Origin of the sequence: Streptomyces sp. SID8352 (assembly GCF_009862265.1) — a bacterium.
In the GTDB taxonomy this organism is placed as follows: Bacteria; Actinomycetota; Actinomycetes; order Streptomycetales; family Streptomycetaceae; genus Streptomyces.
In genome coordinates this window covers 122,164-147,894 of record NZ_WWGX01000089.1, presented here as the reverse complement: position 1 = coordinate 147,894, position 25,731 = coordinate 122,164, and the positions used below count along the sequence as shown (strand labels likewise).

Below are 25,731 nucleotides of genomic sequence, written 5' to 3'. Positions count from 1 at the left end.
CCTAGAGGTTGTCCCGTAACTGCTGGTCAGAGGTGAGATGATCTCGCCGTGGCTGGTGTGATCACGGCGTCGGAGCCCTCGTGGATAGGTCCGTTCACCGGGCTGAGCCCGCGGCAGTTCAACAAGCTGATCACCGCGCTGCGGCGTGAGGGGGCCGATCCGGTCCGCAAGGGCCGGCCGTGGTCGCTGCCGTTGGAGGACCGGGTGCTGCTGGTGGCCGCGTACTGGCGCACCAACCTCACCCTGCGTCAACTTGGCCCGCTGTTCGGCGTCTCGAAGTCGGCGGCCGACCGGATCGTCGCCCACCTCGGGCCGGCTCTCGCCCTCCAGCCCCGGCGGCGGTTCCGTAGGGAGACCGTGCTCATCGTGGACGGCACGCTGGTCCCCACCCGCGATCGGACCGTGGCCGCCTCCAGCAAGAACTACCGCTACTCCACCAACCACCAGGTCGTCATCGACGCTGACACCCGCCTCGTGGTCGCCGTCGGCAAGCCGCTGCCCGGCAACCGCAACGACTGCCGGGCCTGGCAGGACTCCGGCGCGAAGGCCGCCGTCGGCACCACCCCCACGGTGATCGCCGACGGCGGCTACCGGGGCACCGGCCTGACCATCCCGCACTACCGCCGGCACAAGGAGGAGGAACTGCCGGCCTGGAAGGAGGAGCACAACGCCTCCCACCGCAAGGTCCGCGCCCGCGTCGAGCACACCTTCGCCCGCATGAAGAGCTGGAAGATCCTCCGCGACTGCCGCCTCAAGGGCGACGGCGTCCACCACGCCATGCTCGGCATCGCCCGCCTACACAACCTCACCCTCACCGGATGACAGGCAAACAAGCAGGTCAGCCAGCATGTCCCAGAGCATTTACGGGACACCGTCTACCTGCGGATTTTCCTCCATGGCGGACAGTTTGGGGTTTCCCGGCCCGCTGGGCGGCGGCCGGGATCGTCGGCCAGATCCGCGACGTCCTCGCCGGGCGGATCCGCCGGGAGATGGGCAAGGACCGAGGGCCGTGGCCACGATCACCGACTCCCAGTCGGTGAAGGCGGCCTCGACCGTCGGCAAGGACAGTCGAGGTTACGACGCGGGTAAAAGGATCAATGGCCGCAAGCGGCACCTCGTGGTCGACACCCGCGGCCTGCCGCTGTTCGTGATGGTCACCCCGGCCGACCTGCACAACTCCGCCGCCGCCAAGGAAGTCCTCTACAGGCTGAGGCTGATGCACCCCGAGATCACCATCGTCTGGGCCGACCAGGCCTACGCCGACAAGCTCGTGACCTGGGCAAAGAGGCATCTGAACCTCACGATCAAAACGGTGAGCCGACCGAAGGACGGGCCCTGACCCCGAATCCTGAACACGGCTATGCGGCTTGTGCCGGCGTAGTCGGTGTGCGGTGGAGGGCGTTCTCGAAGACGATCGGTGGTCGTTGTCCGAGGCGGGAGTGCCGGCGTCGGGTGTTGTAGTGGTGGAGCCATCGGAAGGCGTCGAGTCGGGCCTCGCGCTCGGTCGGCCAGCTCCTTCGTCCTTGCCGGGTCTCGCGTTTGAAGGTCGCGTTGAAGGACTCGGCGAGTGCGTTGTCCGCGCTGGACCCGACCGCGCTCATGCTTCGCCGAACCCCTGCTGACCTGCAGGCTTCGGCGAAGATCCTGCTCGTGTACTGGGCGAGTTCAACTGGTCGTTGCAACAGCGGGCTGTTGTAGCGAGCGTAGCTGTTCCTCGAACACCTCCGCCGGGGTCTTCCAGCCGAGGACTTTGCGGGGCCGGTTGTTGATCGCCAGCGCGACGGCTTCGAGGTCCGCGGACGACCACCGGGAGAGGTCGGTGCCCTTCGGGAAGTACTGACGCAGCAGCCCGTTGGTGTTCTCGTTCGTCGGTCGTTGCCAGGGCGAGTGCGGATCGGCGAAGAACACCTTCGTCCCGGTATCGAGGGCGAACTGGGCATGGCCGGAGAGTTCCTTCCCGCGGTCCCAGGTCAGGGTCTTGCGCAGCTGTGCCATCGACGTGATGAGCGCCGCGTTCATCGCGGTCGCGCCGTAGCCCCCGAGCGAGGTGCCGTTCTTCACCGGCGGATTCTCGCCCCAGCCTTCGAGTCGGGGCAGGTGCACCAGGAGTGTGGAGCGGCTGCTGCGCTCGACGAGCGTGCCGATCGCGGAGCGGCCGGTCCCGATGATCAGATCGCCTTCCCAGTGTCCGGGAACCGCGCGGTCGCGACTCACCAGTTCGTCTCCGTCGCGAAATACTTCGCGGCCTTGCGCATGATGTCGCGCTCCATCTCCAGCTCGCGGACCTGGCGGCGCAGCCGCGCAATCTCCGCATCCTTCGCCGGATCGGCAGCCGCAGCGGGACTCGATGCTCCGCGCCCTCCGGCCGCGTCCGCGGCATCCGCGGCCTTGACCCACTGCCGCAGCGTCTCGTGGTTGACGCCCAACTCCTTCGCGCTCTGCGACACCGGGTGGTCCAACGAGCGCACCAGCGCCACCGCGTCAGCCCGGAACTCCGCCGGGTATTTGTAGGTCCCCACCCGGGACTCCTCTCCCTGGATCACCCATGATCCAGGTCTACGAGGTGTCCACGATCAAGGGGCAAGGCCCAGGCGCGACGCGACCTCCGACGGGGATTCGACGCCCGGCCGCGGAGTGACACCTCCCCCTGGAACCCGGTTCCGCCCGCCTTCATCTTCCCTCCCGACGACCGAGGCCATGAGGGGGAATGTCCGTGCGGCACATCGCACACCGCGGGGAATCGGGGACACTGGCGTTCGCCGTGCTCGGGCCGCTGCGGATCCGGGGCGGCGGTGCGGACGGGGCCGCCGAGATCAAACCCGGCTCGCCCCAACAGCAGGCGGTGCTCGCGCAGTTGGTGCTCAGACCGGGGCTGGGCGTGCCCATGTGGGATCTCGTCACCGGGGTCTGGGGTGACGACCCGCCGGACGGGGCCATCGCCAACCTGCGGACCTACGCCTGGCGGCTGCGCAGGCTGCTGGAGCCGGACCCGGCCGCGCCGCGGATCCTGGTTTCGGCGGGCGACGGCTACCAGCTCGACCTCCCCGGCTGCTCCGTCGACGCCCTCCGGGCCGCGGAGTTGGCCGATCGGGCCACTGCCGCGCGCGCGGCCGGCCGGCACCGCGAGGCCGCCGACCTCGTGGCGACCGCCCTCGGCCTGTGGCGCGGCGAGCCGCTGGCCCGGGTGCCGGGGCCGTTCGCCGACCTGCAGCGCGAGCGCTGGGGCGAACTGCGCACGGTCCTGCTGGAGGAGAAGTACGACCTGGAGCTGGCGCAGGGCCGCCACCACGGGGTGGTCCCCGAGCTGATCGCGCTCACGGGAGAGCACCCGGGGCGCGAGCGGCTGCACGGGCTGCTGATGCGGGCCCTGCACGCCACCGGGCGCCGCAGCGAGGCGCTCGCGCTGTTCCGGCGGGTCCGCCGCACCCTGATCGAGGAGCAGGGGATGGAGCCGGGCCGGGAGCTGACCGCCGTGCACCACCGGATCCTGGAGGAGGCGGACGGCGGGTCCGGGGCGTACGCCCCCGCGCCCGGTGCCGGCCCGGCGCCGGTCCCGGTCTCCGCTCCCGGCGCCGGGCCCGCCACGGGCCCCGCCACCGGTGCCGGCACTTCTCCGGCGACGCCCGCGGACATCGGCGTCGGCCCCGGCACCGGTTCCGTACCGGCCGCGTCCACGCCCGGCACACGGTCGGACGGGCCGCTGCCCGTCCCCGAGCGGGGACCGGCCGCGCCGGCCGCCGGGCCGATGCGCCGCACCGTACCCGCCCAACTCCACCGGTCCGTACCGGACTTCGTCGGCCGCAGCGGTGAAGTGGACAGATTATGCGCGTTACTGACGGCCAGTGAACGGCGAAGCCTGCCGCTCGCCGCCGTCTCCGGCATGGGCGGCATCGGCAAGACCTCGCTCGCGCTGCACGTGGCACACCTGGTGCGCGGACACTACCCCGACGGCCAGCTCTACGCCGACCTGCGCGGCATGGACCCGGACCCGGAGGACCCCGCCATCGTGCTGGGCGCCTTCCTCGACGGGCTCGGCCATCCCCCGCACCCGCTCCCCGACACCGTCGACGCGCGTGCCCGGCTGCTGCGCACCGTCCTCGACGGCCGCCGGGTGCTGATCGTGCTCGACAACGCGGCCGACGCCGCACAGGTGCGCCCCCTCGTGCCCGGCGCGCCCGGGTGCGCCGTCCTCGTCACCAGCCGCGCCCAACTGCCCAGCCTGGAGGGCGCGGTGCAGCTCGGCCTGGGCCGACTGCTGCCCGAGGACGCGGCCACCCTGGTCGGCAGCATCATCGGCCCCGGCCGGCTCGACGCCGAACGCTCCGAGGTCGAGGCGCTCGTCGACGCCTGCGGACAGCTTCCCCTGGCCACCCGGATCGTGTCCGCCCGCCTGGCGGCCCGGCCGGGCTGGCCCATCGCGGCGCTGACGGCCCGGCTGCACGACGAAGCCCGGCGGGTGAGCGAGCTGAAGGCGGGAGACCTGGCCGTCGAGGCGGCCTTCGACCTCAGCTACCGGCATCTGCCCCCCGTCCAGGCCCGGGCCTTCCGGCTGATCGCGGTGGCCACGGCCGCCGACCTGGGCCCGCAGGCCGCGGCCGCCGTGCTGCGGACGGATGCCCACGACGCCGAGGACCTGCTGGAGGCCCTGGTCAGCGTGTCCATGATGGAGTCCCCGGCGCCCGGCCGGTACCGCATCCACGACCTGTTGCGCGTGTTCGGACGGGCGCGGGCCCGCGCTCACGACCCGGAGGAGGCGGACCGGGCCTGGGAGAGCCTGCTGGACCATCTGCTCGCCACCGCCCGCAACGCCTTCGCCCTGCTGGCACCGGGCGACGCCGTGGCCGCGTCGCTGACGTCGCCCGGCACGGCCGGCCCGGAGTTCACGGATCCGCAGGCGGCCCGCGCCTGGGCCGCCGAGCACTTCGAGGCGGCCGTACTGGCGGTCCAGACGTGCGCCGATCACGCCGACGAGGAACCGTACCGCCGGCTGCTGCCCGCCGCGACCGATCTGCTGGTGGCGCTCGGACCGTGCGTGGGGGACCTGCGCCACGAGCAGCTCGCTCCCGCCGCGCTCAGGGTCGCCGAGGCCGCCGGGCGCCATGGCGACCGGCGGTCGTTCGGCCGGGCCCAATGGCTGAGCTGCTCCTTCGCGCTGCGGGCCGGTCGGCTGCCGGCCGCCCGGGACCACGCCCGGCTGGCGGTGCGGGCCTGCCGAGAGGAGGACGACGTGCCGGTCCTGAGGCAGGCCCTCGACGACCTCGGGCTGATCGCGGTGACCCTCGGCGACTTCGACGGGGCCGTCGCCCACTACGAGGAGGCGCTGCGCCTCGCCAGGCGGTTGGGCCACCGCCCGGGAGAGATCGCCACCAGCCTCAACCGCGCGCTGGCGCACGTCCGGCTGGGCGACACGGCCCGGGCGCTCGCCGCCGCCGAGGAGGTCCTGGAGGCCGCGGGCGGGCTGGACGACGACGCCTTCGCGTACGCGCTGTACGTGCGCGGGGTCGCCCTCGCCGCGGCGGGCCGCCACGAGGAGGCCGGGGAGCAGCTGACCGAGGCCCTGGAGGTCTGCCACCGGGCGGGGGACGACGGCCGCGAGGTGCACGTCCGCTACCGGCTGGCCGACGCCCTGCGCCTGCTGGGGCGGTTCCCCGCGGCCGAGTCGATGGGCCGCGAGGCGGTGGCCCTGGCCCGTCGGCGGGCCGACGAACGGGCCGAGGGCCAGGCCCTGCTGGTCTGCGGCCGTGTCCTGGCCGACCGGTCCGACGGGGAGGGCGCGCAGGTCTACCTGGAACAGGCACTGAACATCTTCGACGGCATGGGACTGCCGGAGCGACGGGACGTCACCGACCTGCTCGAACGGATCGGCGGCCGTCCCCGTTAGCACGGCCCCGCTTCCCGGGGGCGCCGGCACGTGTCCCGGGGACGGCACGCGCGCGCGGCCGTCCGGGCCCCTCGCGCGTGTGCCCCGTCAGCACGACGCCTTCGGCGGGTGCGCCGGTTCCCGGTGCTCTCCACCGTCCGGACGGTGCTCCTGGCATCCGCGGCGAGGGCGTGCCGCGCCGCGCCGGGGAGCGCCCCGGCGACGGCGCCGCCCCGGGGCCCCGCTCCGGGGGCCGCCGCGTCGCGGGAGGCCGCCGCGTCGAGGGGGGAGAGCGTCGCCGACACGCTCTTCGAGCGGCGGGCGGACGTGGACCGGTGCGTCATTGAGGGGCCTTCCGTCGGGCCGTCCGTCCCGGATACGGGGATGCGCGGGTGACTCTGCCAGTCAATCCGCCCGCCCCCGATCTGCAAGCGCTCGACGATCGCTCCACGGCCGCGGACCGCTCGCGTAGAACGCCCGTCCATCGGCGGCGGTCTAGCGTTCTCGGTGTTCGGGGAGATCGCCCCGGACGAGACGAAGTACCTTCCCGGAAAGGGGAATTCACATGAACCGCAACCACGCCGTCGGTATGCGTCCGCGCCTCGACAAGGTCGTCAAGAAGGGCTGACGCCCCGACTGACCAGGGCGGCCACCTCAGCCAGTCGGCTGCGGGGGCCGCCCCGCCCTTTTTGGGGAGCCGGACCATGCCTCCCGGCGCCGAAGCCCCCTGATCCCCCTGATCGACGAGTGGCTCCGCACGCCGGCATCCGCACGCCGGCCCCTCCCCACGCCGGCCTCAGTCCGGCCGCCTTCGCCCTGGCCGCCGCCTCAGCCCGGCATCCTTCGCCCGGTCGCCTCCGTCCCCCAGCCCCGGGCCGGCCCGGCGCCCCGGCCGCCCACGATGGCGCGGCCTCCCGCTCCAACACCACGTGACGGCCGCACCCATGGACGGTGACGCCCCCTCGGCGGGCACGTCGAACGGCCCGGCTTCGCACCCACGCGGGACGGGCCCGGGGCGGAGGTTCCATCGCGGGCCCGTCCCGCGTGGGTCCAGTACGTTGACGGGGTGTTCCTTACGCGTCGCGCCGGCCAGGACGACGGCGACATCCTCGGCGAGATCCACGCCGCGGCCTGGGAAGCGGCCTACGCCCCCTTCTTCACTCCCGAGTTCGCCGCCCGTGCGGTGCGCGGCAGACGCACACGGTGGCACGGGGGACTCGCACCGGGAGCGGGGACGATCCTGCTCGCCGAGCACGACGGCCGTCCGCCGGCGATGTCCGTCTCCGGGCCGTCCTCGACCCGGCCGGGTCTCGCCGAGATCCTCACCTTCCACGCTCACCCCGACGGCTGGGGCGGCGGCATCTCGGCCGCGCTGATGACCGGGACCCTGCGCCATCCGCGCGACGACGGCTTCACCCGGGCGCACCTGTGGACGCTGCGCGACACCCCGCGGTCCCGGCGCTTCTACGCCGAGTGCGGATTCACCGAGTGCGGCACCGCGCGCACCCATGACTTCGGCGACGGGAACCCGCTGGACCAGGTCGAGTACGAGCGGCAGTGCTGACGGGCCGACGTGCCCGGCTGCGCGCCTCCCGCGAACCGCGCGGGACCACCCGGCGGACGGGCTCGCCGGGACGGACAGGCGACCCGGTCGGTGACGTCGACGCGCCCTGCGGGTCAGGTGCCGGTTGACCCGCCTCGCGTGCCCGGGGTCTCCGCGTGAACAAGGAATCCGGCCTGGTCACGACGGTGCCCGCGGGGTCGGTCGAGTCGGTGGTGGAGCGGGTGCGTGCCGTCGTCGCGTCGGCCGGGTGCCACGTGTCCGCCTGCGCCGACCGCACGGAGACCGCGGTCCGCGTGGGCCGGCGACTGCCGCCGACGGTCCTGGTCCTGTTCGGGAACCCGACGGTGGGCACCCCGCTGATGACCGATCGGCGTACCGCGGGCATCGTTCCGCCCTCCGGGACCCCCGTCCGGGAGGACGGGCAGGGCACGGCCCGGCCGATGTACGACTCGGCAGCGCGGTTGGCGGGCCGTCACGATGCCGGTCGTCACGATGCGGACCGTCATGAGACGGGTGAGGAAGGCCGAGCGGAGGGCCCTGCCCTGGCCGGGGCCGCCGCCGGATCTGCGCGGAAGCGGCCGGGAGCGGGCGGGACGGGCGCCGGTGGGAACGAACGCCGGTGGGGGAACGGGGGCGCCGGGGGGGACGGGCGCTGGAGGAACCGGCGCACCCCGACCGGCCGGTCGCGGTCACCCGTCATGGCCGTGAGGAGGACGCTCGCCCCGGGCGGACGGGGGCTTGTCGTGCAGGGCGGGCCGGCGTTCGAGGCGATCGACGCCGCACTCGGACGCGTTCCCAGCCCCGGCCGTGACCCCCGGCCCCGCCCGGGCCTCCTCCGCGTCGGCGGGCGGGATCAGGCCGTGAACTCGATCGTCCCCGCCCGCCGTCCCCGGGCCGTCAGGGCGGTGAAGGCGCAGTGCGCCGCGGCCAGCCAGAGCAGGCCGACGGCCAGGCCGACGCCGGCGTGGGCGGCCACGGTGGCCGGGCCCTGCCCGTCGAGCAGCGCGCGCAGCGCGGCCAGCAGGTGGGTGAGCGGCAGGGCGTCGGCGAACCACCGCACCCAGCCCGGCCAGTAGCCGACCGGCACCTGGACCCCGCAGACGGCCATCATGACCAGGTACGCGACGTTGGACACGACGTTGCGCACCCGGCTGGCGCCGAGGACCAGGGCGGCCAGGAACAGGCCGAAGAAGTAGGCGCTGAGCGCGGTCAGCAGGACCAGGAGCACGGCGGGCAGGATCTGCCCCGGCTGCCACCGCAGGCCGAAGGCCGGACCCAGTACGAAGAGCGCCACCAGCGAGGTTCCGCTGCCGCTGACCGGCCACTGCAGGCTGCGGCCGACGAAGACCCAGGTGAGCGGCGCGCGCGAGGCCGCGAGCAGCCCCAGCGTGCCCGCGGCCCGCTCCCAGCTCGTGGAGGCCACCACGGACAGGGATTCGATCACGCATGTCATCAGCGCGTTGCCGACCACCAGATAGGTGGTGCCTTCCGCGCCGCCGACCAGACGGCCCAGCAGGGTGAAGAACGTCACCTGGGCGAGCATCCGGCCCAGCCAGCCGACCGTCCACGTCCTCCAGGTGTAGACGGCCCGCAGATCGGCGTAGGCGTTGGCCGCGCTGTGGCCGACGATCCGCAGATTCCGCACGAACATATGACCTCAGACCTGGGAGAGGGTGCCGAGCCGGCGCACCGTGGTGAGGACCCGGCGCAGCAGCACCAGGCCGAGGAGCCCGCCGGCCGCGCCGAGGAGCAGGACCGCGGCGAGCCGCGGCAGGACGGACGGCAGCGGCGCCGGGGCCAGACTGTCCCGCAGCAGGTCCGAGGACCAGGACAGGAAGACGGTCCGCGCCACCGGCCGCAGCCAGCCGGGGAACTCGGAGACCGGCACCAGCACACCGCTCAGCAGGTAGAACGGGTAGCTGAGGGTGTTCTGCACGATCCGTGCCGAGGGCATCAGGACGAACAGCGGCGACAGGATCGAGGCGGTGGCGGCCGTGGCCGCGCCGGTGGCCAGCAGGCAGGCCAGGGTGGCCACCGGATGGGGCAGGGCCAGCCAGCGGCCGAAGACCACCCCGGCGGTGAGCCACGACTCGGCGAAGGCGACCAGCCCGACCGCGGTGACCGCGCACAGCCGCCCGAGCACCACCACCCCGAAAGAGGCCGGAGCGGCCACCATGCCCTCCAGCGTGCCCTGCGCCCGCTCCTCGGCGATCAGCTCACCGGCGGTGTAGAGCGACAGCAGCCACAGTGACATCAGGGTGGGGGCGACGACCGCGTAGGCCGACAGGTCCGGGCGCCCCGAACTCTCGCTGACCGCCAGGAAGACGACCGTCAGCAGCGGCGCCGTCAGGCAGACCTGGAGCGTGTCGGGTGAGGTCCGGGCCAGCAGCAGCTGCCAGCGCACGGCGGTGAGGAAGAGCCTCATGGGCGCACCGCCATGCCGCGGTCGCCCATCAGGTGCAGATAGACCTCCTCCAGGGTGGGCCTGCTGGTGGCGAGTTCGGTGATCCCGGCGTCGACCAGCAGCCGCAGCACCGCGCGGGTGGCGGCGGCGTCCTCGGTCTCGATCCGCACCCGCTCCCCGTCCAGCGGCCGGATGGCGACGACCCCGGGCAGCCGGCCGACGGCGGCCGCGACCTCGCCCGCCACCCCGCGCGCCTCCACCCGCTCGTGGCGCGAGACGAGTTCGCCGACCTCCGCGGGTGCCTTGGTCGCGATGACCCGGCCGCGGTCGACGAGCGAGACCCGGTCGCACACGGCCGCCGCCTCGGCCATGTCGTGCGTGGTGAGCAGCACGGTGCGCCGGTCCTGGCGCAGCTCGCCGATCAGGGCGCGGAAGTCGTGCGCGGCGACCGGGTCCATCCCGACCGTGGGTTCGTCGAGGATCAGCACGGGGGGATCGGAGACCAGCCCGCGGGCCAGGTGGAGACGCTGCTTCATGCCCCGGGACAGCGCGTCGACCCGGTCGCCGGCCCGCTCGGCCAGCCCCATCCGCTCCAGCAGCGCTTCCGAGCGACGGCGCAGTACGGCACCGTGCAGGCCGTACAGCGCCGCCCAGAACCGGATGTTCTCCCGTACCGTCAACCGGCCGTACAGGCCGCGCTCGCCACCGAAGACGATGCCGATGGACCGCTTGACCCGGTCGGCGTCGCGCGCCACGTCCAGTCCCATCACCTCGGCGCTGCCCGAGGTGGGCAGCAGGACGGTGGACAGGATCCGGCACAGCGTCGTCTTCCCGGCGCCGTTGGGGCCCAGCAGACCGTGGACCTCGCCCTCCTCGACGCCCAGCTCCACCCCGCGCAGCCCGTGGACCGGCGTCCCCTTGCGGCCGCCGCCGTACTGCCGGGTCAGCGCGCGGGTGCGGACCGCGCTCACGCCGGGACCTCCGCGATCCGGCCGAGCTCGTCGAGGGCGGCCGCGTGCCGCTCCCGGCTCACCGTCTCGCCGGTGACCATCAGGTAGTCGCCCACCGGGGTGAGCAGCAGTGCCTCGCCGCCGAACCGGTGGATGCGGGCGCGCGTCCAGTCGCCGCGCCCCTCGACGCGGCGCAGCGGCAGTCCGTAGAGGGGGCGTCCGTCCGCCAGGGCGGCGGCGGTGTCCCGGGGGAGCGGACCGGCGGCCGGGACGGCGGCCCGGCGCCCCCGTTCCGCCGCCTCCGCCGCCACGAGTGCCTCCGCCAGCGGGGCGAGCACGCCGAGCGGCACCAGCCCGTCGGCGTACTCCAGCAACTCGCGCAGCTCGGGAGCCAGGTGGTACTCGGTCGCGGCGGCCACCAGTCCGGGCAGGCTCGGCACGGAGCCGCTGCCGAGCCGGTGGATGTCGAGGGCGTCGCGCGGATGGAAGGGGCGCTGGAAGCGCTCCTCGGCCAGGGCCAGCAGATTGGCCGTCGGCGCGTTGGTCGGCATGGCGGCCCGGATGGGCACGGTCCCGTGGTCGCCGACCAGTGCGGCGGTGGCGACTTCGTAGCGCAGCTCGGGATCGAGCAGCGGGTCCTCGGCCGGGCGGCTCAGCGTCACCACCACATGGCGCTCCGGCGCGCCCAGCACCGAGACGCCCACGTGCTCGGGACGCTCGGCCAGCAGGAGCCGCACCACCTGCCACAGCTCCGGTTCGTCCGCGGTGACCAGGTCCAGGTCACCCTGCGGCCGCAGCACGCCCTCGGGATAGCAGGCGGCCAGCAGCGGTCCCTTCAGGACCCGTACGGGCACCTCGGCGGCCACCCGCGCGAGCACCGCCCGGTAGTGGTCGGCGCGCCGCTGCGCGCGGGCCAGCTCTCCCCGCGCGGCCTCGCTCATCGGGGAACCCTCGCGGGCGAGGACGGAGAGCACCAGGTACGGGAGTGTGTAGTGCTGCTTGCGGGCCGCGAAGAGCAGATGGCCCGGCCCGTTCTCCTCGGGCACGTCCAGTACGTCGTACAGCAGGGCGAGGTCCATGGTCAGGCACCTTCGTCGTGGGTGAGCGACCGGCGCCAGAAGACGTGGTCGAGGTTCCAGCCGCGGGTCAGCAGCGAGGCCACGATCCGCTCGCCGCGGCCCGCGGCGACGTGCGTCGCGGGATGGACGACATGGCCGAGCAGCGGCAGTCCCAGCCGGTGCGCGTGGGCGAGGGCGGCCCGGGTGAGCGCGGCGATCACGGCGCCGCGGCGCACCGGGTCGGGGAGGTCGACCAGGATGTCGACCAGCTCCACGGCCCGGCGCCGGGTCACCTCGTCGCGGACGTCGCAGAGCAGGGTGGCGTGGCCGACCGCGGCGCCGTCCAGGCGGGCGACGCAGGTGCGGCGGTCGGGGGCGTCGAGGAACTCCCGGGCGATCCGGGCGGCGGCGTCCGCGTCGACGGCGTCACCGCGGTCCGCGCCGCCGTCGACCATGGCCCGGGTCAGCCACCGGGTGACCAGGTTCTCCTCGGGGCCGGGGGCGAGGGGCCCGATCGCCAGGCCGGGGACCTCCGGGCCGACGTCCGCCGGGCCGGGGCCCGGGGCGGTGAGGTCGCCGGGGCCGGTACGGTCGGCCGGGTGGAGCACGTAGCTGAGGGTGCGCTCCCAGGGCTCGGGCAGCCTGACGGTCCCGGGGACCCGCAGCACCACCGAGGCCACCGCCGGGTCCAGGGCGCTCGCCCGCTCGACGAGCCGCGCCGGCCACTCCGGACCGGCCAGGAGTTCCTCGTCGCAGTACTCGACCAGGAGCTGGCGCTCGTTCGACAGCGGGTCCACATAGGCCCCGGCGACGTAGCGACGGCCGTCGGCGTGCTCGACCAGTCCGGCGTCGGCGGCCTCGGCGAGGTAGCGCTCGACGGCGCGAACGGCGGTGCTCACCGGGCCTCCGGGCGGACCACGGTGACCGGATCGGCCAGCAGCTCGGCGGCGGCCCTGCGCACGTCGTCGCCCGAGACGGCGGCGATCTCGGCCAGTTCCCGGGAGACGGTCCAGGGCGTGGGCGTCAGCAGGGCCCGGGAGGCGAGCAGCCGGGCGTGCTCCAGCGGGGTCTCGGTGTCCAGGATCAGGCTCATCCGGGCGTTCCGCAGTGCCGCCCCCAGATGACGATCGGTCGGGCCCTCCTCTGCCAGCCGGGCCAGCTCCCGGGTGACGATCTCCACCGCCTTCGGGCCGTTACCGCTCTCCACCCCCATCAGCACCCGCCAGGCTCCGGACTCGGTGTAGCCGCGGTCCCAGGCCTGGAACGAGTAGGCCAGCCCCGCCGCGACCCGCAGCTCCTGGTACAGCACCGAGGAGGCGCTGCCGCCGAGCAGACCGGCCAGCACGGTGTACCGGTGGCGTTCGGGGTCGGCCAGGCCCTGCGAGCGGCCGCCGACGGCCACCCAGCCGAACGTGTCGGGCCAGGCGGGCTCCTCGGCGCGGACCGGACCCAGCGGCACCGGGGCGGGCGGCGCGGGCACGACGCGGGGGCGGTCCGAGAGGCCCGCCAGGGCCCGTGGCAGCCGCGGGCCGACCACGGCCAGCGCCATCGGGACGGCCAGGAAGCGTTCGCGATGGCCCTCGGCCACCGCGTCCAGATCGAGCGCGGCGATCTCCGGCACGGTGCCGCCGACCGGCCGGCCCAGCGGATGGCCGGCGAAGACCGCGCCGAGGAACGCGTCCTGGACGACGTCCGCGGGGTCGGCCTCGGCGGCGGCGAGTTCCTGGAGCACCGCCGCGCGCTCCGCCTCCAGCGTGTCCGTGTCGAGGGCCGGTTCGAGCACGGCGCGCAGCAGCAGCTCTGCGACCCGGTCCGCGTCCTCGGCGGCGACCTGGGCGTGGAAGAGCATGCGCTCCAGACCGGTCTCGGCGTTGGCGGTGCCGCCCAGACCCTCGATGTGCTGGACCAGCGGCCCGACACCGGCGACGGGGGCCGACAGGAGCAGGTGTTCGAGCATGTGGGCCAGCCCGCCGCGGCCTGCGGAGTCGTGGCGCGCGCCGTAGGTGACGGCCAGGCAGATGCTGGTGGTGCGCAGCCGTTCGTCGAGCGCGTGGACCAGATGGATCCGGTCGGCAGGGGTCATCGGGGCTCCTTGGATGTGGGACGGGAGTCAGGCCGCCGAGCGGCGGCGTTCCTGCTCGGCGAGGTGCGCGAGGCGCTCGGCGAGGGCCGGGAGGGAGGCGTCCGCCGAACCGGACGGATCGCCGTGGGGGAGCCCGGCGCGGGCGGCGAAGCGGGCGCAGAACAGGGCGTCCGAGGGCAGTCCGGCGGCGAGCAGCGCGCGGGCGTCGGCCAGGGCGCCCAGGTCGGTCGCGGAGGACGCGGCGGACACCCGCAGCGCCGCCGTCACCTCGGCCCGGCTCGGCCGCCCCACCTGCCACGCCTCGCACAGCACCGCCCACAGGTCCGGGCGGCCGATCGTGCGCAGGTCCGAGGGGACCCATTTGGGCTTGTGGAACCGCGGCGGCCGGGCGGCCAGCGCCGTCACGGCCAGTTCGTAGGCGGCCGAGCGGACCGCGGCCCGGTCCGGCCGGCCTCCGTGCGGCCCGCTCACCAGGCGCAGCACCTCGTCCAGCCTTTCGGCCAGCAGCGCGGACGGGACCGACTGCCGCCCGGCGCGCTCGGCCAGCCGGCGCGCGTGGCCCCGGTCGTCCAGCAGCGGCAGGCCGGTGAACCGCGCGGCCAGGCCGAGCCTCCGCAGCACCGCGGGGAAGGGCGGCGCCCCGGTCGGTGACGGGTGCGGGCCGGAGGTCAGTGACATGGCCTCGTCGAGCGGTACGTACTCGACGAGCACCCGCACACCGTCCACCACCCGGCATTCCGAGAGCGGTCGGCCCGGGGTGCCGGCCTGCGGCCCGGCGTCGTGCACCACCAGCAGGTTGAGGTCGGAGTCGGGACAGGCACGGCCCCGTCCCACCGACCCGGTGACCAGCACCGCGAGGGCTCCCGGCGCGTGTCCGAGCGGCTGGGCCAGGTCCCAGGCCAGGTCGACGCGCCGGGCGCTCTCGGCGGCGCCGGGGAAGTCGTCGGCCTCGCACCGCCGCCCGGTCGCCAGCGCCCGCGCCGCGTCCTCCGCGTCGAGACCGTCGGTGAGCGTGGCCACCGCGCGCCGTCGGCCGGACACCTCCAGGAACGGACGGGTCAGCACAGCCGCCGGATCGGTGCCCGCCCGCGCCAGTCGGCGCCCCGGGGCGGTGCGTTCCGGGGCGATGCCGAACCAGGTCAGGGTGTCGTGCATCGCCTCGACGACGCCGTTGCTCAGATGAACCCCGTTGTTGGTGCGGCGCACCGGTTCCCCCGTCGTGCCGCGCAGCGGGAAGAGTCCGGCCAGGGCGTCGCCGCGCAGGCTGCCCGGCAGCGCCCGGGCCGGATCGGTGGCGCCGCAGAACTCCCGCCGCATGCGCTTCCACGGCAGTGGCCGCCCGCCCGCCGCGGACACCAGGACCGCCACCGCGCTGTTCCCGGGCCGCTCCAACTGGGCCAGCACACCGGGCATGTGCGGATTCACCACGATGACCGCCTCGCCCCCGGACGACGCCGCGTCCTGGAAGACGTTGACGAACAGGCAGTCGCCTATCTCGTTGGGGCCGTCCACCGCGCCGCTGTCCAGCCCGCGCAGTTCCGCCGAGGCGGTGCTCCACTTCTCCAGCTCCCCGGCGGTGACACGCTCCTCGGCCAGCAGCCGGTAGGCGGGCACCACGTCGAGGTCCTGCGGGCGCGCGCCGAACCGGGCGCGGAACCCGGGCCGGTCGTAGACCCGCAGCAGGGCGATCCGCTCCTCCGCGGTGAGCACTCCGCGCCGCGCCAGCTCGGTGTGCGGACGGTAGTGCGCCGCCGCGGCGCCGAGATCGGTGATCTCCCGGCCCGGCAGCATCCGCGCCCGCTCGGCGCGGTAGCCGCACTCGGCGAGCCGGTCGCCCAGCTCGCGCAGGGCCGCCGCAGTGACCTCCATGCCCGGTTTGAACAACAGGACGCCGTCCGCCCCCGGCCGCTCACCGCTGGCATCGGGGTGCCGCCAGCCGCCGGTGCGCAGGACCGACTCCAGTCCGGGGGAGGCGCAGGCCGCCGTGTCCGGGACCCGGCGCAGCCGTCGGCGCACGGTGGCGGCCGTCCACCAGGTCGGGTCGCAGGGAGGGGGGTCGGGGACGGTCAGCGCCAGGTCGGGGCCGGTGCCCTCGAACAGGACCGCGGTCCCGGCCGGGCCCCTCCCGCGCACGCCGGTCACCGCGACGGTGCCGCCCGCACCGGGGCCGCCGGCCGGGTCGCGCAGCCACTCCCGCAGCAGCCCGTGATCCAGTGCGCCCGAGATCGTGATCGAGGTCACCGCCCGACCAGCTCCTCCTGCGCGCGCACCATGGCGCGCCCCGCGCGGTCCAGGAAGTCCTCGATGATCCCGTCGTCGTGGGCGGCCGAGACGAACCAGTTGTGCGTGGGGTGCACGAAGCAGCCCTCCGCCACGAGCTGGACGGCGAAGGCGCGCATCCACCGGTGCTCCTCGTCGCCGTCCACCGTGAGGTGCGGCATGGCCGCCGGCCCGGTCACCCGCAGCGGCACGCCGTGCAGTTCGCCGAGTGCGTGGAGTCCGGCGCGCAGCTTCTCGCCGCCGGACCGCATCCGGCCGACGGAGTCCTCCTGCCGCATCAACCGCAGGTTGGCGATCGCCCCGGCCATCGCCGAGCCCGAGTTCCAGAAGGTGCCGGCCGCGAAGACGGTGCCGGCCGCCTCACGCAGTGCCTCCGAGCCGGTGACTGCGGCGATCGGCCAGCCGTTGGCGAGCGCCTTGGAGAAGCAGACCAGATCGGGCCGGTAGCCGAAGTGCGTGTGCGAGCCCCGCAGGTCGAGGTGGAAGCCGGCCCGGACGTCGTCGGAGACCAGCAGGGTGCCGGCCCGGTCGCAGTGCGTCCGCAGCGCGCGCAGCCAGGCCGGGTCGGGCAGCACGGCCGCGCCGGGGATCGGGTGGTGGAACGGGGTGATGACCACGGCGGCCAGCCGGTCGCCCTGTTCGGCGAAGACCCGGTCCAGGTCGTCGAGGTCGTTCCACCGCAGGGTGACGACGTCGTGGGAGTCGGACGGCTGCCGCCCGGGGCCCGGGTTGCACCACGCGCACCAGCCGTGCGAGCCGTGGTAGGCGCCGTCCACGCAGGCCACCAGGGTGCGTCCGGTGTGGGCCCGCGCGGTGAGCAGGGCGATCCAGGTCGCGTCCGAGCCGCTCTTGCCCCAGGCGGCCCAGGCCGCGCCGGCCACGGTGTCGACCAGGAGCTCGGCCAGCTCGACCGAGCGGGCGGTGGCCTGGCTCAGGCACTCGCCGAGCCGGACCTGCTCGACGACCGCCTCGTCGACCTCCGGCCGGGCGTAGCCGTTGACCATGGTGCCGTAGCCGCACATGAAGTCCAGGTACCAGGTGCCGTCGACGTCCCGCAGCCGGGCGCCCTCGCCGCGCTCGGCGAACCAGGGGTACCGCTGCGGGTCGATGACCGCGGGGAACTTGTTGTGACCCCAGACGCCGCCCGGGATCACCCGCTGGGCGCGGTCCAGCAACTGACGGGAGGCGGCGAACCGTTCGGGCGTACTCACGATGACTCCTCGGGGGACGGTGGGGCGGGGCGGTCAGCCGCTGATGAAGGGGCGCAGCACCTCGAACGCCTCGGGGAACCGCGCGGCGATCCGCTCGGCGCGGGCGATGGCCTGGTCCCGGAAGTCGAAGCCGGGCGCGACGATCTCGCTGATCAGGCCGTGGTCGGCGGCCTCGCCGAGCCGGCTGGTCTTCCACCAGCCGCCCGGGCAGGTGAAGACGGGCACCTGTCCTGCGGCCAGGTCCTCGCCCATCACCACCTCGTGCAGCTCGCCGTCGGGGGAGAGCAGCAGGTAGTGGAGGGGCCCGCCGGAGTTCAGGAAGTGAGTGATGTGGGCGGTGTTGCGGTGCAGACGGCCGACCGGTGAGTCCCGGTCGAGCAGGTAGTGGATGGTGTTGGCCATCGGGCGCGCCCCACGCGGGGTCCGCACCTGCGTCGCGGACTCGTAGTACTGACGGTAGTAGCCGCCCTCGACGTGTTCGGTCAGTCCCAGGGCGTCGCGGACCGAGGGCGCCCCGTGTTCGGTCAGTCCCGGGGCGTCGCGGACCGAGGGCGCCCCGGTGGCCTCGGCGGCCGGCGCCGCCCCGGGCCGGGGCGGCTCGGGCCACTCCCGCCCCGTCGCCCGGGCGAATCCGTCCCCCGGCACCACCGCCTCGCTCCAGAGGGCGAGTTCGCCCGCGGTGAGTTCGACGGCGAACCCGTGGCCGCCGGGCACGGTGTGCTGGAACGGCACGTCCGAACCGGCGAACAGGCCCAGGGGGCGTGCCGACACCGTGCCCGCCGCGTCCCTGAGCCACAGTCGCAGCGACGCGGCAGCGCCGTGCGGCGGATGCCGGAACAGGACGGTGTCGGACACGGTGCGGTGCCAGCCGGTGTGTGGACGGGCCGCGTCCAGCATCCTGGTGCGGAAGGCCATGGCACGCTCGGTCAGCGACCGTCCGTCGTAGTGGTCGTGGCCGCCGACCGGCCCGGTCCAGCCCCCGCCCGGGACGGGAACGAGCGAGAGGAGGGCGGCCGGATCACCGGTGCGCCGCCCGGCCGTGGGCCCCGGGAGGAGCGGGGTCGGAGGGGGGTGCTCCAAGTGCGAGCCGCACAAAGCTATGTGACGTGTCATCAGTAGCGGTACGTCGCGGGCTTGTAGGGACCCTCCACCGGCACCCGGAGATAGGCGGCCTGCGGCGGGCTGAGCGTGGTCAGCTCGACGCCCAGCGCGTCCAGGTGGAGCCGGGCGACCGTCTCGTCGAGCCGCTTGGGCAGCGCGTGCAGGCCCGTCGGGTAGCCGCGCTCCCCGCCGTACAGCTCCAGTTGGGCCAGTACCTGGTTGGCGAACGAGCTGGACATGACGAAACTGGGATGCCCGGTGGCGTTGCCCAGGTTGAGCAGCCGCCCCTCCGACAGCACGATGAGGGAGCGGCCGTCCGGCCGGGTCCACTCGTCCACCTGGGGCTTGACCGTGTGCCGCCGCACGCCCGGCACCCCGGCGAGGCCGACGAGGTCGATCTCGCCCTCCGCGTGCCCCATGTTGCCGACCACGACCTGGTGCTTCATCCGCATCAGGTGCTCGGCGGTGATCACCTGGGGGCAGCCCGTCGTCGTGATGACGATGTCGGCCGTCCCGACCACGGAGTCCAGCGCGGCGACCTGGTAGCCGTCCATCGCGGCCTGCAACGCGCAGATCGGATCGATCTCCGTGACGATCACCCGGGCACCCTGCCCGCGCAGTGCGGTGGCGCAGCCCTTTCCGACGTCCCCGTATCCGCAGACCACCGCGGTCTTCCCGCCGATCAGGACGTCGGTGGCCCGGTTGATCCCGTCCACGAGGGAATGCCGGCAGCCGTAGATGTTGTCGAACTTGGACTTCGTCACCGAGTCGTTGACACTGATCACGGGGAAGAGCAGCGCGCCGGAGTCCGCCAGCCTGCGCACATGATGGGCGCCGGTGGTGGTCTCCTCGGTGGCGCCGTGCACGCCCGCCGCCAGGGCGCCCCAGCGGCCCGCGGTCACGCCCCTGGCCGCCAGCAGCCGCAGCAGCCCGGCCTCCGACTCGTCGTCGTCCGGGGCGGCCACCGGCACGGTGCCGGTCCGTTCGGCCTCGACGCCGCGGTGCAGCAGCAGGGTGGCGCACGCCGCGTCGTCCAGCAGCATGTTGGGTCCCGCCCCGTCCGGCCAGCTCAGCGCGCGGTCGACGCACCACCAGAACTCGTCCGCGCTCTGGCCCTTCCAGGCGAACACCGGCACCCCGGGCCGGCCGCCGCCCGGACCCGCCGCCACCGCGGCGGCCGCGGCGTCCTGGGTCGACAGCACGTCGGAACCCGCCCAGCGGACCCGCGCGCCGAGCTCGACCAGCGTCTCGATCAGCACCGCCGTCTGCACGGTCATGTGGAGCGTGCCGCTGATCCGGGCACCGGCGAGCGGAGCGCTGCCCGCGTACCGCTCGCGCAGCGCCATCAGGGCCGGCATCTCGTGCTCCGCCAGGCGGATGCCGGTACGGCCCTGAGAGGCGAGCGAGAGGTTCCGCACCCGGTGGTCCCCCTCGGTACCGGGGCCGTGGTGCGTGGTGTGCGGGTCGGGAGCACCGTTGGTGGGGTGCGGGCCGGGGGCACCGTTGGTGGGGTGCGGGCCGCGGGCGGGAATCGGCCCCGCGCCCGGGGTGGCGACAGAGGTCATGCCGAGCCGTCCCTTCGTCTGTGGTCGTGGTGGGAGCATCGTCCGGCCGGAGCGGACCGCTCAAGGGGTTTCCCGTTTCCTGCTCGGGAGGGAGATCTCCCCGGTACGGGCGGTCCCCGGAGCCGTCACGGCGCCGCCCGGGAAACGGAGCGGGCGGCAGAGCTGCGGTTTCCGAAGTCGCCCGGTCCGACGGGCCGTTGTCCCGTTTCCTCCTTCGGGAAACGCCGTGCCCGCCCGGACGCCGGTCGACAGGCTCGGGGCCACGGGAGACGTCAATCCGAAAGGCCCGGGAAACGCGGCGGTCCTCCCGGCCCAGGAGGAGGCGGGTGCGGCACGCGTGGGCACGGGACGGGGCCGAGCCCACGGCCGGACGGATTCGGGGCCGGCCCTTGAGCCGGCCGGGCGTGTGTCACGGACGTCCGCGCGTTCGCGGCACGCGCCTCCCGCACGTCATTCCGCGGCGGACGCCAGACTGTCGTGGCCGCCGTGGCCGCCGTGGCCGCCGTGGCCGCCGTGGCCGCCGTGGCCGCCGTGATTGCGGTGGTCGCGGTCGGCGGGGACCGGCCGGAGCCTCGCCCGGACCGCGTCGCGCGGCTCGTCGAACCGGCCGGGCGCCCGGCCCTCGCCGTGCCGCAGAAGGTCCAGGAGCGTGGTGACGTCCGCGAGACCGACCGACTGGGTGCCCATGTCGAGGCGGTCGGCGTGCTCGACGGCCAGGCGCAGGTTCCACTCCTCCGCCTCGCACCACTGCCAGGCGTGCTCCGGCGGCGGCGCGCCGCCCGGACCGGCGCCGGCCTTCGCCGCGGCGCCGGACGCCTCCCCGTGTTCCACGCTCAGGAGCGTCCGCAGCGCCTCCTGCGCGGTGCGCCGGTACCACTCCAGCAGCCGGCGCGAACCCTCGTCGCACGCCTGCCGGTCCCCGGCGGCCAGCTCCGCCGCGTAAGCCCGCAGCAGTCGGTGGACGCGGTAGCGCCCCTGAGTGGGCTGCTCCACCAGATGCACTTGGTAGAGGGCGTCGAGCCGACGCCAGGCGCTCGCCTCGTCCGTGTCCAGCAGCACCGTGGCCGCGGCCAGCGAGATCCCGGCCTCGGCATGCGTGCCGAGCAGCCGGAAGGCCCGGGCGGCCTCGTCCTCCAGGGCCCGGTACGAGCGCTCGAACGCCGCCCGGACCGAAGCCACCTCGTCACCGCCCGCGGACAGCAGATCGAGCCACCCCCCGGAGTCCGCCGACCAGTGGGCGCGGCCGTCCTCGCCCGCCGCCATGCTCTCCGCGGCGATCCGCAGGGCCAGCGGCAGGTGCCCGCAGCGCCCCACGACCTTGGCCATCGTCGCCGGGTCCACGGCCGGCTGCCGGTGACCCGTCACCTGGCGCAGCAACTCGCAGGACTCGTAGGTGGACAACGGCCTGAGCGACACCCGGGTGGCCCCGTCCCGTGCGACCAGGCCCGACAGCCGGTCCCGGCTGCCGACCAGCACCAGACTGCCCGGCGTTCCCGGCAGTTGCGGCCGGACCTGTTCGGCGCCGACCGCGTTGTCGAGCACCACGAGCACCCGGCGCCCCGCCAGCAGCGTGCGGTAGAGCGCCGCCCGATCCGCCGTGCCCCCCGGGAGGTCGTCGGCCCTGACCCCCAGCGCCTGCAGGAAGGCCGCCAGCACCTGCGCGGGGTCCGCGGGCTCACCGCGCGGCAGCAGGTCGTAGAAGAAGATGCCGTCGGGGAACCGGTCGGCCACCCGATGCGCCCACTGGAGCATCAGCGCGGTCTTCCCCACCCCCGGCATGCCGTCCACCACCACGACGCCCGTCGCCTCACCGCCGCGCTGGTGCGACCGGTCCAGGACGGCGTCCAGCGCCGCCAGTTGCGTCGTGCGTCCGATGAACGGGGCAGGAGCCATCGGCAGTTGGGCCGGTCGCCGACGGCGCGTCCGCGGTCTCCCCTGACCGGCCCTGCGGTGCGCGAGCACCAGCTCGCCACCGGCGCCGAGGACGTCGTCGCAGCTGTGGGCCAGTTGCGCGGAGGCGAGCTTGTCACCGTTCTCGATCTTGCTCAGATGGCCCTTGCTGTAGTGCACCAGATCCGCCAGCGCCTGCAAGGACATCCCCCCGCCGGTCCGGTAGGCGTGGAGCGTGCGGCCGAAGGACGGCCTGTCGTCGATGGGTAACTGTTCCTGCAACTCGTTGCCTCCCGTCATCCACCTGCCGAAGGAGACGGAAACTCATTGCCTCAGGTTCGCTGGGTGACCAGGCTTGGTTGGACGCGGTCCACGGATCCCCGCCGCCCCTCTCCGAGCCGTCCCCGGCGCGGGACCGGACCCCCAGTGACCGACACCGCCCCCGATCCAGAGGTGATCCACGCCCATGTCCCCCGACGCCGCCCCGTTCCGCATCGCGCCCACCGGCCTGCTCCTCGTCCTCTCCGGCCCCTCGGGCACCGGAAAGACCTCGCTTGCCCGGGCCCTGGTCCGCGCCGACCCCGCGCTGGGCCACGCCCGCTCGGTCACCACCCGCGAGCCCCGCTCCGGGGCCGGTGAGGAGCACTACGACCACGTGGACCGGGAGGAGTTCCTCGCGATGGCCGACGCCGGGGAGTTCGCCCAGTGGATCCATCCGTCCTACGACGAGTACTACGGCACCCTGCGCACCCCGTTGGAGAAGGCCCTCGCCGAGGGACAGGACCTGGTCTTCGACTACTGCCCCGAGGGCTACCTCAATCTGCGGCGCTTCTTCCCCGAACGGACCGTCGGCGTCTTCGTGATGGCGCCCAGCGTGGACCTCATGGACCAGCGCCTGGCCGGGCGCGGCAGTGAGGACGGCGAGGAGCGCGAGCTGCGGCACGCCATGGCGCTGCGCGACTTCAACTTCGTGGACCAGCACGACTACCACGTCGTCAACGACGACTTCGACCACGCTCTGGTGACGCTCCAGGCGATCCGCCGCGCCGAGAAGGCCCGGCTGTCCCGCCAGCGCCCGGTGCTGGACGTCTACGCCCGGTACGCCGAGCCGGCCCTGCTGCGCTACTACTGAGAGGGCCTCGTCCCCACCGCACGGCGGCGCGGGGCCGGGCGTCCCGTCCGCCGCCGACCGCCGCCGGACGGGATCACTCCTCCTCCGGCCCCGGCAGGGTGTCGCTGACGACCTGGGTCAGCGCGCCGGCGCCGCCGTCGGCGACGTAGGTGCCCTCGGTCATCCAGCCCGACGCGTCCGAGGCGAGGAGGAGCGCCAGGCCGGTGAGCTCGGCCGGGCTGACGACCGCGCTCTCCGTGCTCGACGGCGACGACGTGGTGCACGTCGCCCGCGTACCGGTGCGGGGGGTGATCACCGTGTCCATCCCCGTCGGCTCCCGCTTCCCCGCCTACGCCACGGCCATGGGCCGGGTCCTGCTCTCGGGCCTGGACGAGGACGCCTTCCGCGCCTATCTGGAGCGCGTCGACCTCCAGCCCCTGACCGGCCACACCGTCCGCGACATCGAGCAGCTCCGGGCGATCATCACCGCGGCCCGGGAGGAGCGTCACTGCGTCGCCGACCGGGAGCTGAACCAGAGCCTGCGCGCGGTCGCCGTCCCGGTGCACGACCGCTCCGGTGTCCCCATCGCCGCCGCCGACATCGCCGCCGGCACGGGCACCCGGACCCTCGACGAGCTGCGCGCCATGGTGCCCCACCTCCGGCAGTGCGCCACCGGCATCGAGACGGACCTCCGGCTGGTCTCCGGCCCCTGACACCGCCTCGCCGCTCCCGCCCCCGCAGTGCGCCGCCGCACGGCGGGGGCGCGCTCGTCGGCGAGGTCGACCGGGGCGGTGGACGTATGCGGAACGCGGTGACCGAAGGGGTGACCCTCCCTCGGGTTCCTTTCGCCGAACGCCCCGACGGGTGGACTGGCGCGCGCCGCCCCGGCGGAAGCGGGCCGCACGGCGGCCCGGACCCCGCCCGGACGTACGGGTGTACGGCCGTACGGGTACGGGCCTACGGGCCGACGTACTCGACGGTCTGCATCATGCCGAGGTCCTCGTGCTGGAGCTGGTGGCAGTGGGCGATGGCGTGGCCGGTGAAGTCCTCGTACCGGACGAGGAAGGTGACGGAGTCCCCGGGGGTGCCGCCGGTCAGGCCGATGGTGTCGTGCCAGACGGGCGGGTCGAGTCGGCGGCCGTTGCGGTGGGTGAGCAGGACCGGGTTGGTGTGCAGGTGGAAGGGGTGGTTGCGGCCGTGCAGGCTCTCGTCTGTGCGGACCGTCCACCGCTCGACGGTGCCCAGGCGCAGGGTGTGGTTGACGTACCCGGGGTCGAAGAGGCCGTGGGCGGGATCGCGGGTGAGGTCGGTGCCCGGGTGGGCCGCGGGGGTCGCGCCCGATCCCAGGATGCGGAAGGCGTTGGGGAAGGCTCCGGGGAAGACGCGCGCGTCGGTGTGGAAGACCACGTCGCGGCTCGCGCCCGGATCGGTGAGGTCCGCCTCGTCGAGGAAGGGCCTGCCCTGCGGCAGCGCGGTCGGCAGCGGCATCGGCGGCTCGACGGGATCCCCCGCGACCTCGACCGTCATGAGCGGTGCGGGCAGCCCCTCGGCGCGCAGCTCGTACCGTCCGGGCGTTTCGCCGCGGACCAGGACGTCGGCGCGGTTGCCCATGGCCAGCTCCAGGCCGTCGAGGGCGACGGTGCGCGGGAAGGTGATGCCGTCCTGCGCGATCTGATGCAGCGTGAGGCGCCCCTGGTCCCCGGTGAGGTCGAGGCGCAGGGCGGTGAAAGCGGTCGCGGCGACCAGCCGCCACCGCTGGACCTCGCCCGGGCGCAGTTGGAGGGTGGGGTTGACGGCGCCGTTGACGGTGAAGACGGACGGGACGCCGTTCACCCAGTCGCCGGAGGTGAAGGCGGGGACCGCGCCGTCCTTGACCTTGAGTTCGCCGATGCAGACGACGATGTCGGCGGCGGTCCTGATCTCGGGGACCTCGTCCACGTCGCCCTCGACGACGATCACCCCGGCCATGCCGCCGACGATCTGTTCGGCGGTCGATCCGTGCAGGTGCGGGTGGTACCAGAAGGTGCCGGCGGGGTGGTCGGCCGGGATGTCGATGGTGGTCGTGTAACGGGGCTCCGGTCCGCCGGCGGCGGCCTCCTGGGCGGTGCGGGGGGCGAACTCGCGCAGCACGTTGTCGGCCTGGCCGGACGGGGAGACGTGCAGGCCGTGCGTGTGCAGGTTGAAGCTGTTGGGGTGGTGCGGGATGTTGTGCTCCCCCGTGTGGGGCGGATTGGGCGGCAGCCCGTTCACCTGCGTCAGCCGCAGGACGCCTCCGCGCTGCGTGCGCAGGGTCGGCCCCGGGACGGCGCCGTTGTAGGCGCGGGTCGTGATGCGGCCGTGGCCCGGTACCGTCACCTCGGAGAACCGGACGTCGAGGACCTGCTCGGTCACCGCCGCGCCGTCCACCGGCCGCGGGAGCGAGACGGCCGGCTGCGGGAACGACGCCGTGGCCCGTGTACGCCGCTCGGACCGCGGAGCCCAGCCCGCCGCCGCGAGGCCCGCGAGGGGGAGGGCCTTGAGGACGGATCGACGCCCCACTCCATGAATATCTCCCATAACCGGACAATTTACTTCACGTCGTATCGGGGATCCCGGACGGCACGCCAGTGCCGCCGGGGAGCGGGCAGCCCGTCGGGAAGCCGGTCCGGGCGGCG

General features: G+C 74.4%; 18 protein-coding genes and 3 pseudogenes. 6 read left to right on the top strand and 15 right to left on the bottom strand.

What is annotated here, in order from left to right; all coding sequences use genetic code 11:
* Positions 1-48: 48 nt before the first annotated feature.
* Together GTY84_RS26965 and GTY84_RS26960 are read left to right on the top strand one after the other, a co-directional pair.
* Positions 49-822 (top strand): transposase, encoded by a 774-nt coding sequence (locus tag GTY84_RS26965; RefSeq protein WP_161225643.1) that lies wholly within the window; start codon positions 49-51, stop codon positions 820-822.
* A gap of 53 nt (positions 823-875) precedes the next feature.
* Positions 876-1,330, top strand: a pseudogene (locus GTY84_RS26960) (transposase); the annotation flags it as partial.
* A gap of 28 nt (positions 1,331-1,358) precedes the next feature.
* On the opposite strand, the pseudogene GTY84_RS26955 reads toward GTY84_RS26960, so the two are convergent.
* From GTY84_RS26955 to GTY84_RS26945, 3 genes and pseudogenes are all read right to left on the bottom strand, one after another.
* Positions 1,359-1,661, bottom strand: a pseudogene (locus tag GTY84_RS26955) (integrase core domain-containing protein); the annotation flags it as partial.
* A gap of 4 nt (positions 1,662-1,665) precedes the next feature.
* A pseudogene (locus GTY84_RS26950) lies at positions 1,666-2,205 on the bottom strand (IS30 family transposase); the annotation flags it as partial.
* 5 nt (positions 2,206-2,210) lie between these two features.
* Entirely contained in the window at positions 2,211-2,519 is a 309-nt protein-coding gene (locus GTY84_RS26945; protein WP_161228993.1) for a transposase, read from the bottom strand.
* Between the two features lie 194 nt (positions 2,520-2,713).
* Between GTY84_RS26945 and GTY84_RS26940 the strand changes: the two genes are divergently transcribed.
* Both GTY84_RS26940 and GTY84_RS34220 read left to right on the top strand, forming a co-directional pair.
* The gene (locus GTY84_RS26940) at positions 2,714-5,881 is read left to right on the top strand and encodes a BTAD domain-containing putative transcriptional regulator (protein ID WP_345943537.1); all 3,168 of its coding nucleotides are present in this window, start codon (positions 2,714-2,716) and stop codon (positions 5,879-5,881) included.
* Between the two features lie 1,045 nt (positions 5,882-6,926).
* Complete coding sequence (locus GTY84_RS34220) at positions 6,927-7,424, top strand: GNAT family N-acetyltransferase (protein ID WP_161228991.1); 498 nt, start codon at positions 6,927-6,929, stop codon at positions 7,422-7,424.
* Between the two features lie 853 nt (positions 7,425-8,277).
* Here the strand turns inward: GTY84_RS34220 and GTY84_RS34215 are convergent.
* From GTY84_RS34215 to GTY84_RS26875, 11 genes are all read right to left on the bottom strand, one after another.
* Positions 8,278-9,075 carry an ABC transporter permease gene (locus GTY84_RS34215; RefSeq protein ID WP_161228990.1) on the bottom strand — a complete coding sequence of 266 codons (798 nt, stop codon included), beginning with the start codon at positions 9,073-9,075 and terminating at the stop codon, positions 8,278-8,280.
* A 6-nt stretch (positions 9,076-9,081) separates the two neighbouring features.
* On the bottom strand, positions 9,082-9,849 hold the full coding sequence (locus GTY84_RS26920) for an ABC transporter permease (protein WP_161228989.1): 768 nt from the start codon (positions 9,847-9,849) through the stop codon (positions 9,082-9,084).
* Complete coding sequence (locus GTY84_RS26915) at positions 9,846-10,799, bottom strand: ABC transporter ATP-binding protein (protein WP_161228988.1); 954 nt, start codon at positions 10,797-10,799, stop codon at positions 9,846-9,848. Before GTY84_RS26915 ends, GTY84_RS26920 begins: the two co-directional genes overlap by 4 nt.
* Entirely contained in the window at positions 10,796-11,857 is a 1,062-nt protein-coding gene (locus tag GTY84_RS26910) for a nucleotidyltransferase family protein (RefSeq protein WP_161228987.1), read from the bottom strand. The genes GTY84_RS26915 and GTY84_RS26910 overlap by 4 nt, the downstream gene beginning before the upstream one ends.
* A gap of 2 nt (positions 11,858-11,859) precedes the next feature.
* The gene (locus tag GTY84_RS26905; RefSeq protein WP_161228986.1) at positions 11,860-12,735 is read right to left on the bottom strand and encodes a hypothetical protein; all 876 of its coding nucleotides are present in this window, start codon (positions 12,733-12,735) and stop codon (positions 11,860-11,862) included.
* Positions 12,732-13,919: a pitrilysin family protein gene (locus tag GTY84_RS26900; protein ID WP_161228985.1), complete on the bottom strand. Its 1,188-nt coding sequence runs from the start codon at positions 13,917-13,919 to the stop codon at positions 12,732-12,734. The genes GTY84_RS26905 and GTY84_RS26900 overlap by 4 nt, the downstream gene beginning before the upstream one ends.
* 27 nt (positions 13,920-13,946) lie before the next feature.
* Positions 13,947-16,160: a hypothetical protein gene (locus GTY84_RS26895; RefSeq protein WP_161228984.1), complete on the bottom strand. Its 2,214-nt coding sequence runs from the start codon at positions 16,158-16,160 to the stop codon at positions 13,947-13,949.
* Positions 16,157-17,410, bottom strand: a complete 1,254-nt coding sequence (locus tag GTY84_RS26890) for an aminotransferase class III-fold pyridoxal phosphate-dependent enzyme (RefSeq protein WP_161228983.1) — start codon at positions 17,408-17,410, stop codon at positions 16,157-16,159. The genes GTY84_RS26895 and GTY84_RS26890 overlap by 4 nt, the downstream gene beginning before the upstream one ends.
* Before the next feature lie 33 nt (positions 17,411-17,443).
* The gene (locus tag GTY84_RS26885; protein WP_161228982.1) at positions 17,444-18,490 is read right to left on the bottom strand and encodes a cupin domain-containing protein; all 1,047 of its coding nucleotides are present in this window, start codon (positions 18,488-18,490) and stop codon (positions 17,444-17,446) included.
* A gap of 32 nt (positions 18,491-18,522) precedes the next feature.
* Complete coding sequence (gene ahcY, locus GTY84_RS26880; RefSeq protein ID WP_161228981.1) at positions 18,523-20,076, bottom strand: adenosylhomocysteinase; 1,554 nt, start codon at positions 20,074-20,076, stop codon at positions 18,523-18,525.
* 450 nt (positions 20,077-20,526) lie between these two features.
* Positions 20,527-22,248 (bottom strand): helix-turn-helix domain-containing protein, encoded by a 1,722-nt coding sequence (locus tag GTY84_RS26875; protein ID WP_161228980.1) that lies wholly within the window; start codon positions 22,246-22,248, stop codon positions 20,527-20,529.
* Between the two features lie 184 nt (positions 22,249-22,432).
* Between GTY84_RS26875 and GTY84_RS26870 the strand changes: the two genes are divergently transcribed.
* Both GTY84_RS26870 and GTY84_RS26860 read left to right on the top strand, forming a co-directional pair.
* On the top strand, positions 22,433-23,098 hold the full coding sequence (locus tag GTY84_RS26870) for an AAA family ATPase (RefSeq protein ID WP_161228979.1): 666 nt from the start codon (positions 22,433-22,435) through the stop codon (positions 23,096-23,098).
* Positions 23,099-23,301: 203 nt separating this feature from the next.
* Positions 23,302-23,790, top strand: coding sequence for an IclR family transcriptional regulator C-terminal domain-containing protein (locus tag GTY84_RS26860; RefSeq protein WP_345943536.1), 489 nt, complete (start codon positions 23,302-23,304; stop codon positions 23,788-23,790).
* A 244-nt stretch (positions 23,791-24,034) separates the two neighbouring features.
* Here the strand turns inward: GTY84_RS26860 and GTY84_RS26855 are convergent, their stop codons facing one another.
* A complete protein-coding gene (locus tag GTY84_RS26855) occupies positions 24,035-25,615 on the bottom strand; it encodes a multicopper oxidase domain-containing protein (protein WP_161228976.1) in 1,581 nt (526 codons plus the stop codon).
* Positions 25,616-25,731 lie beyond the last annotated feature (116 nt).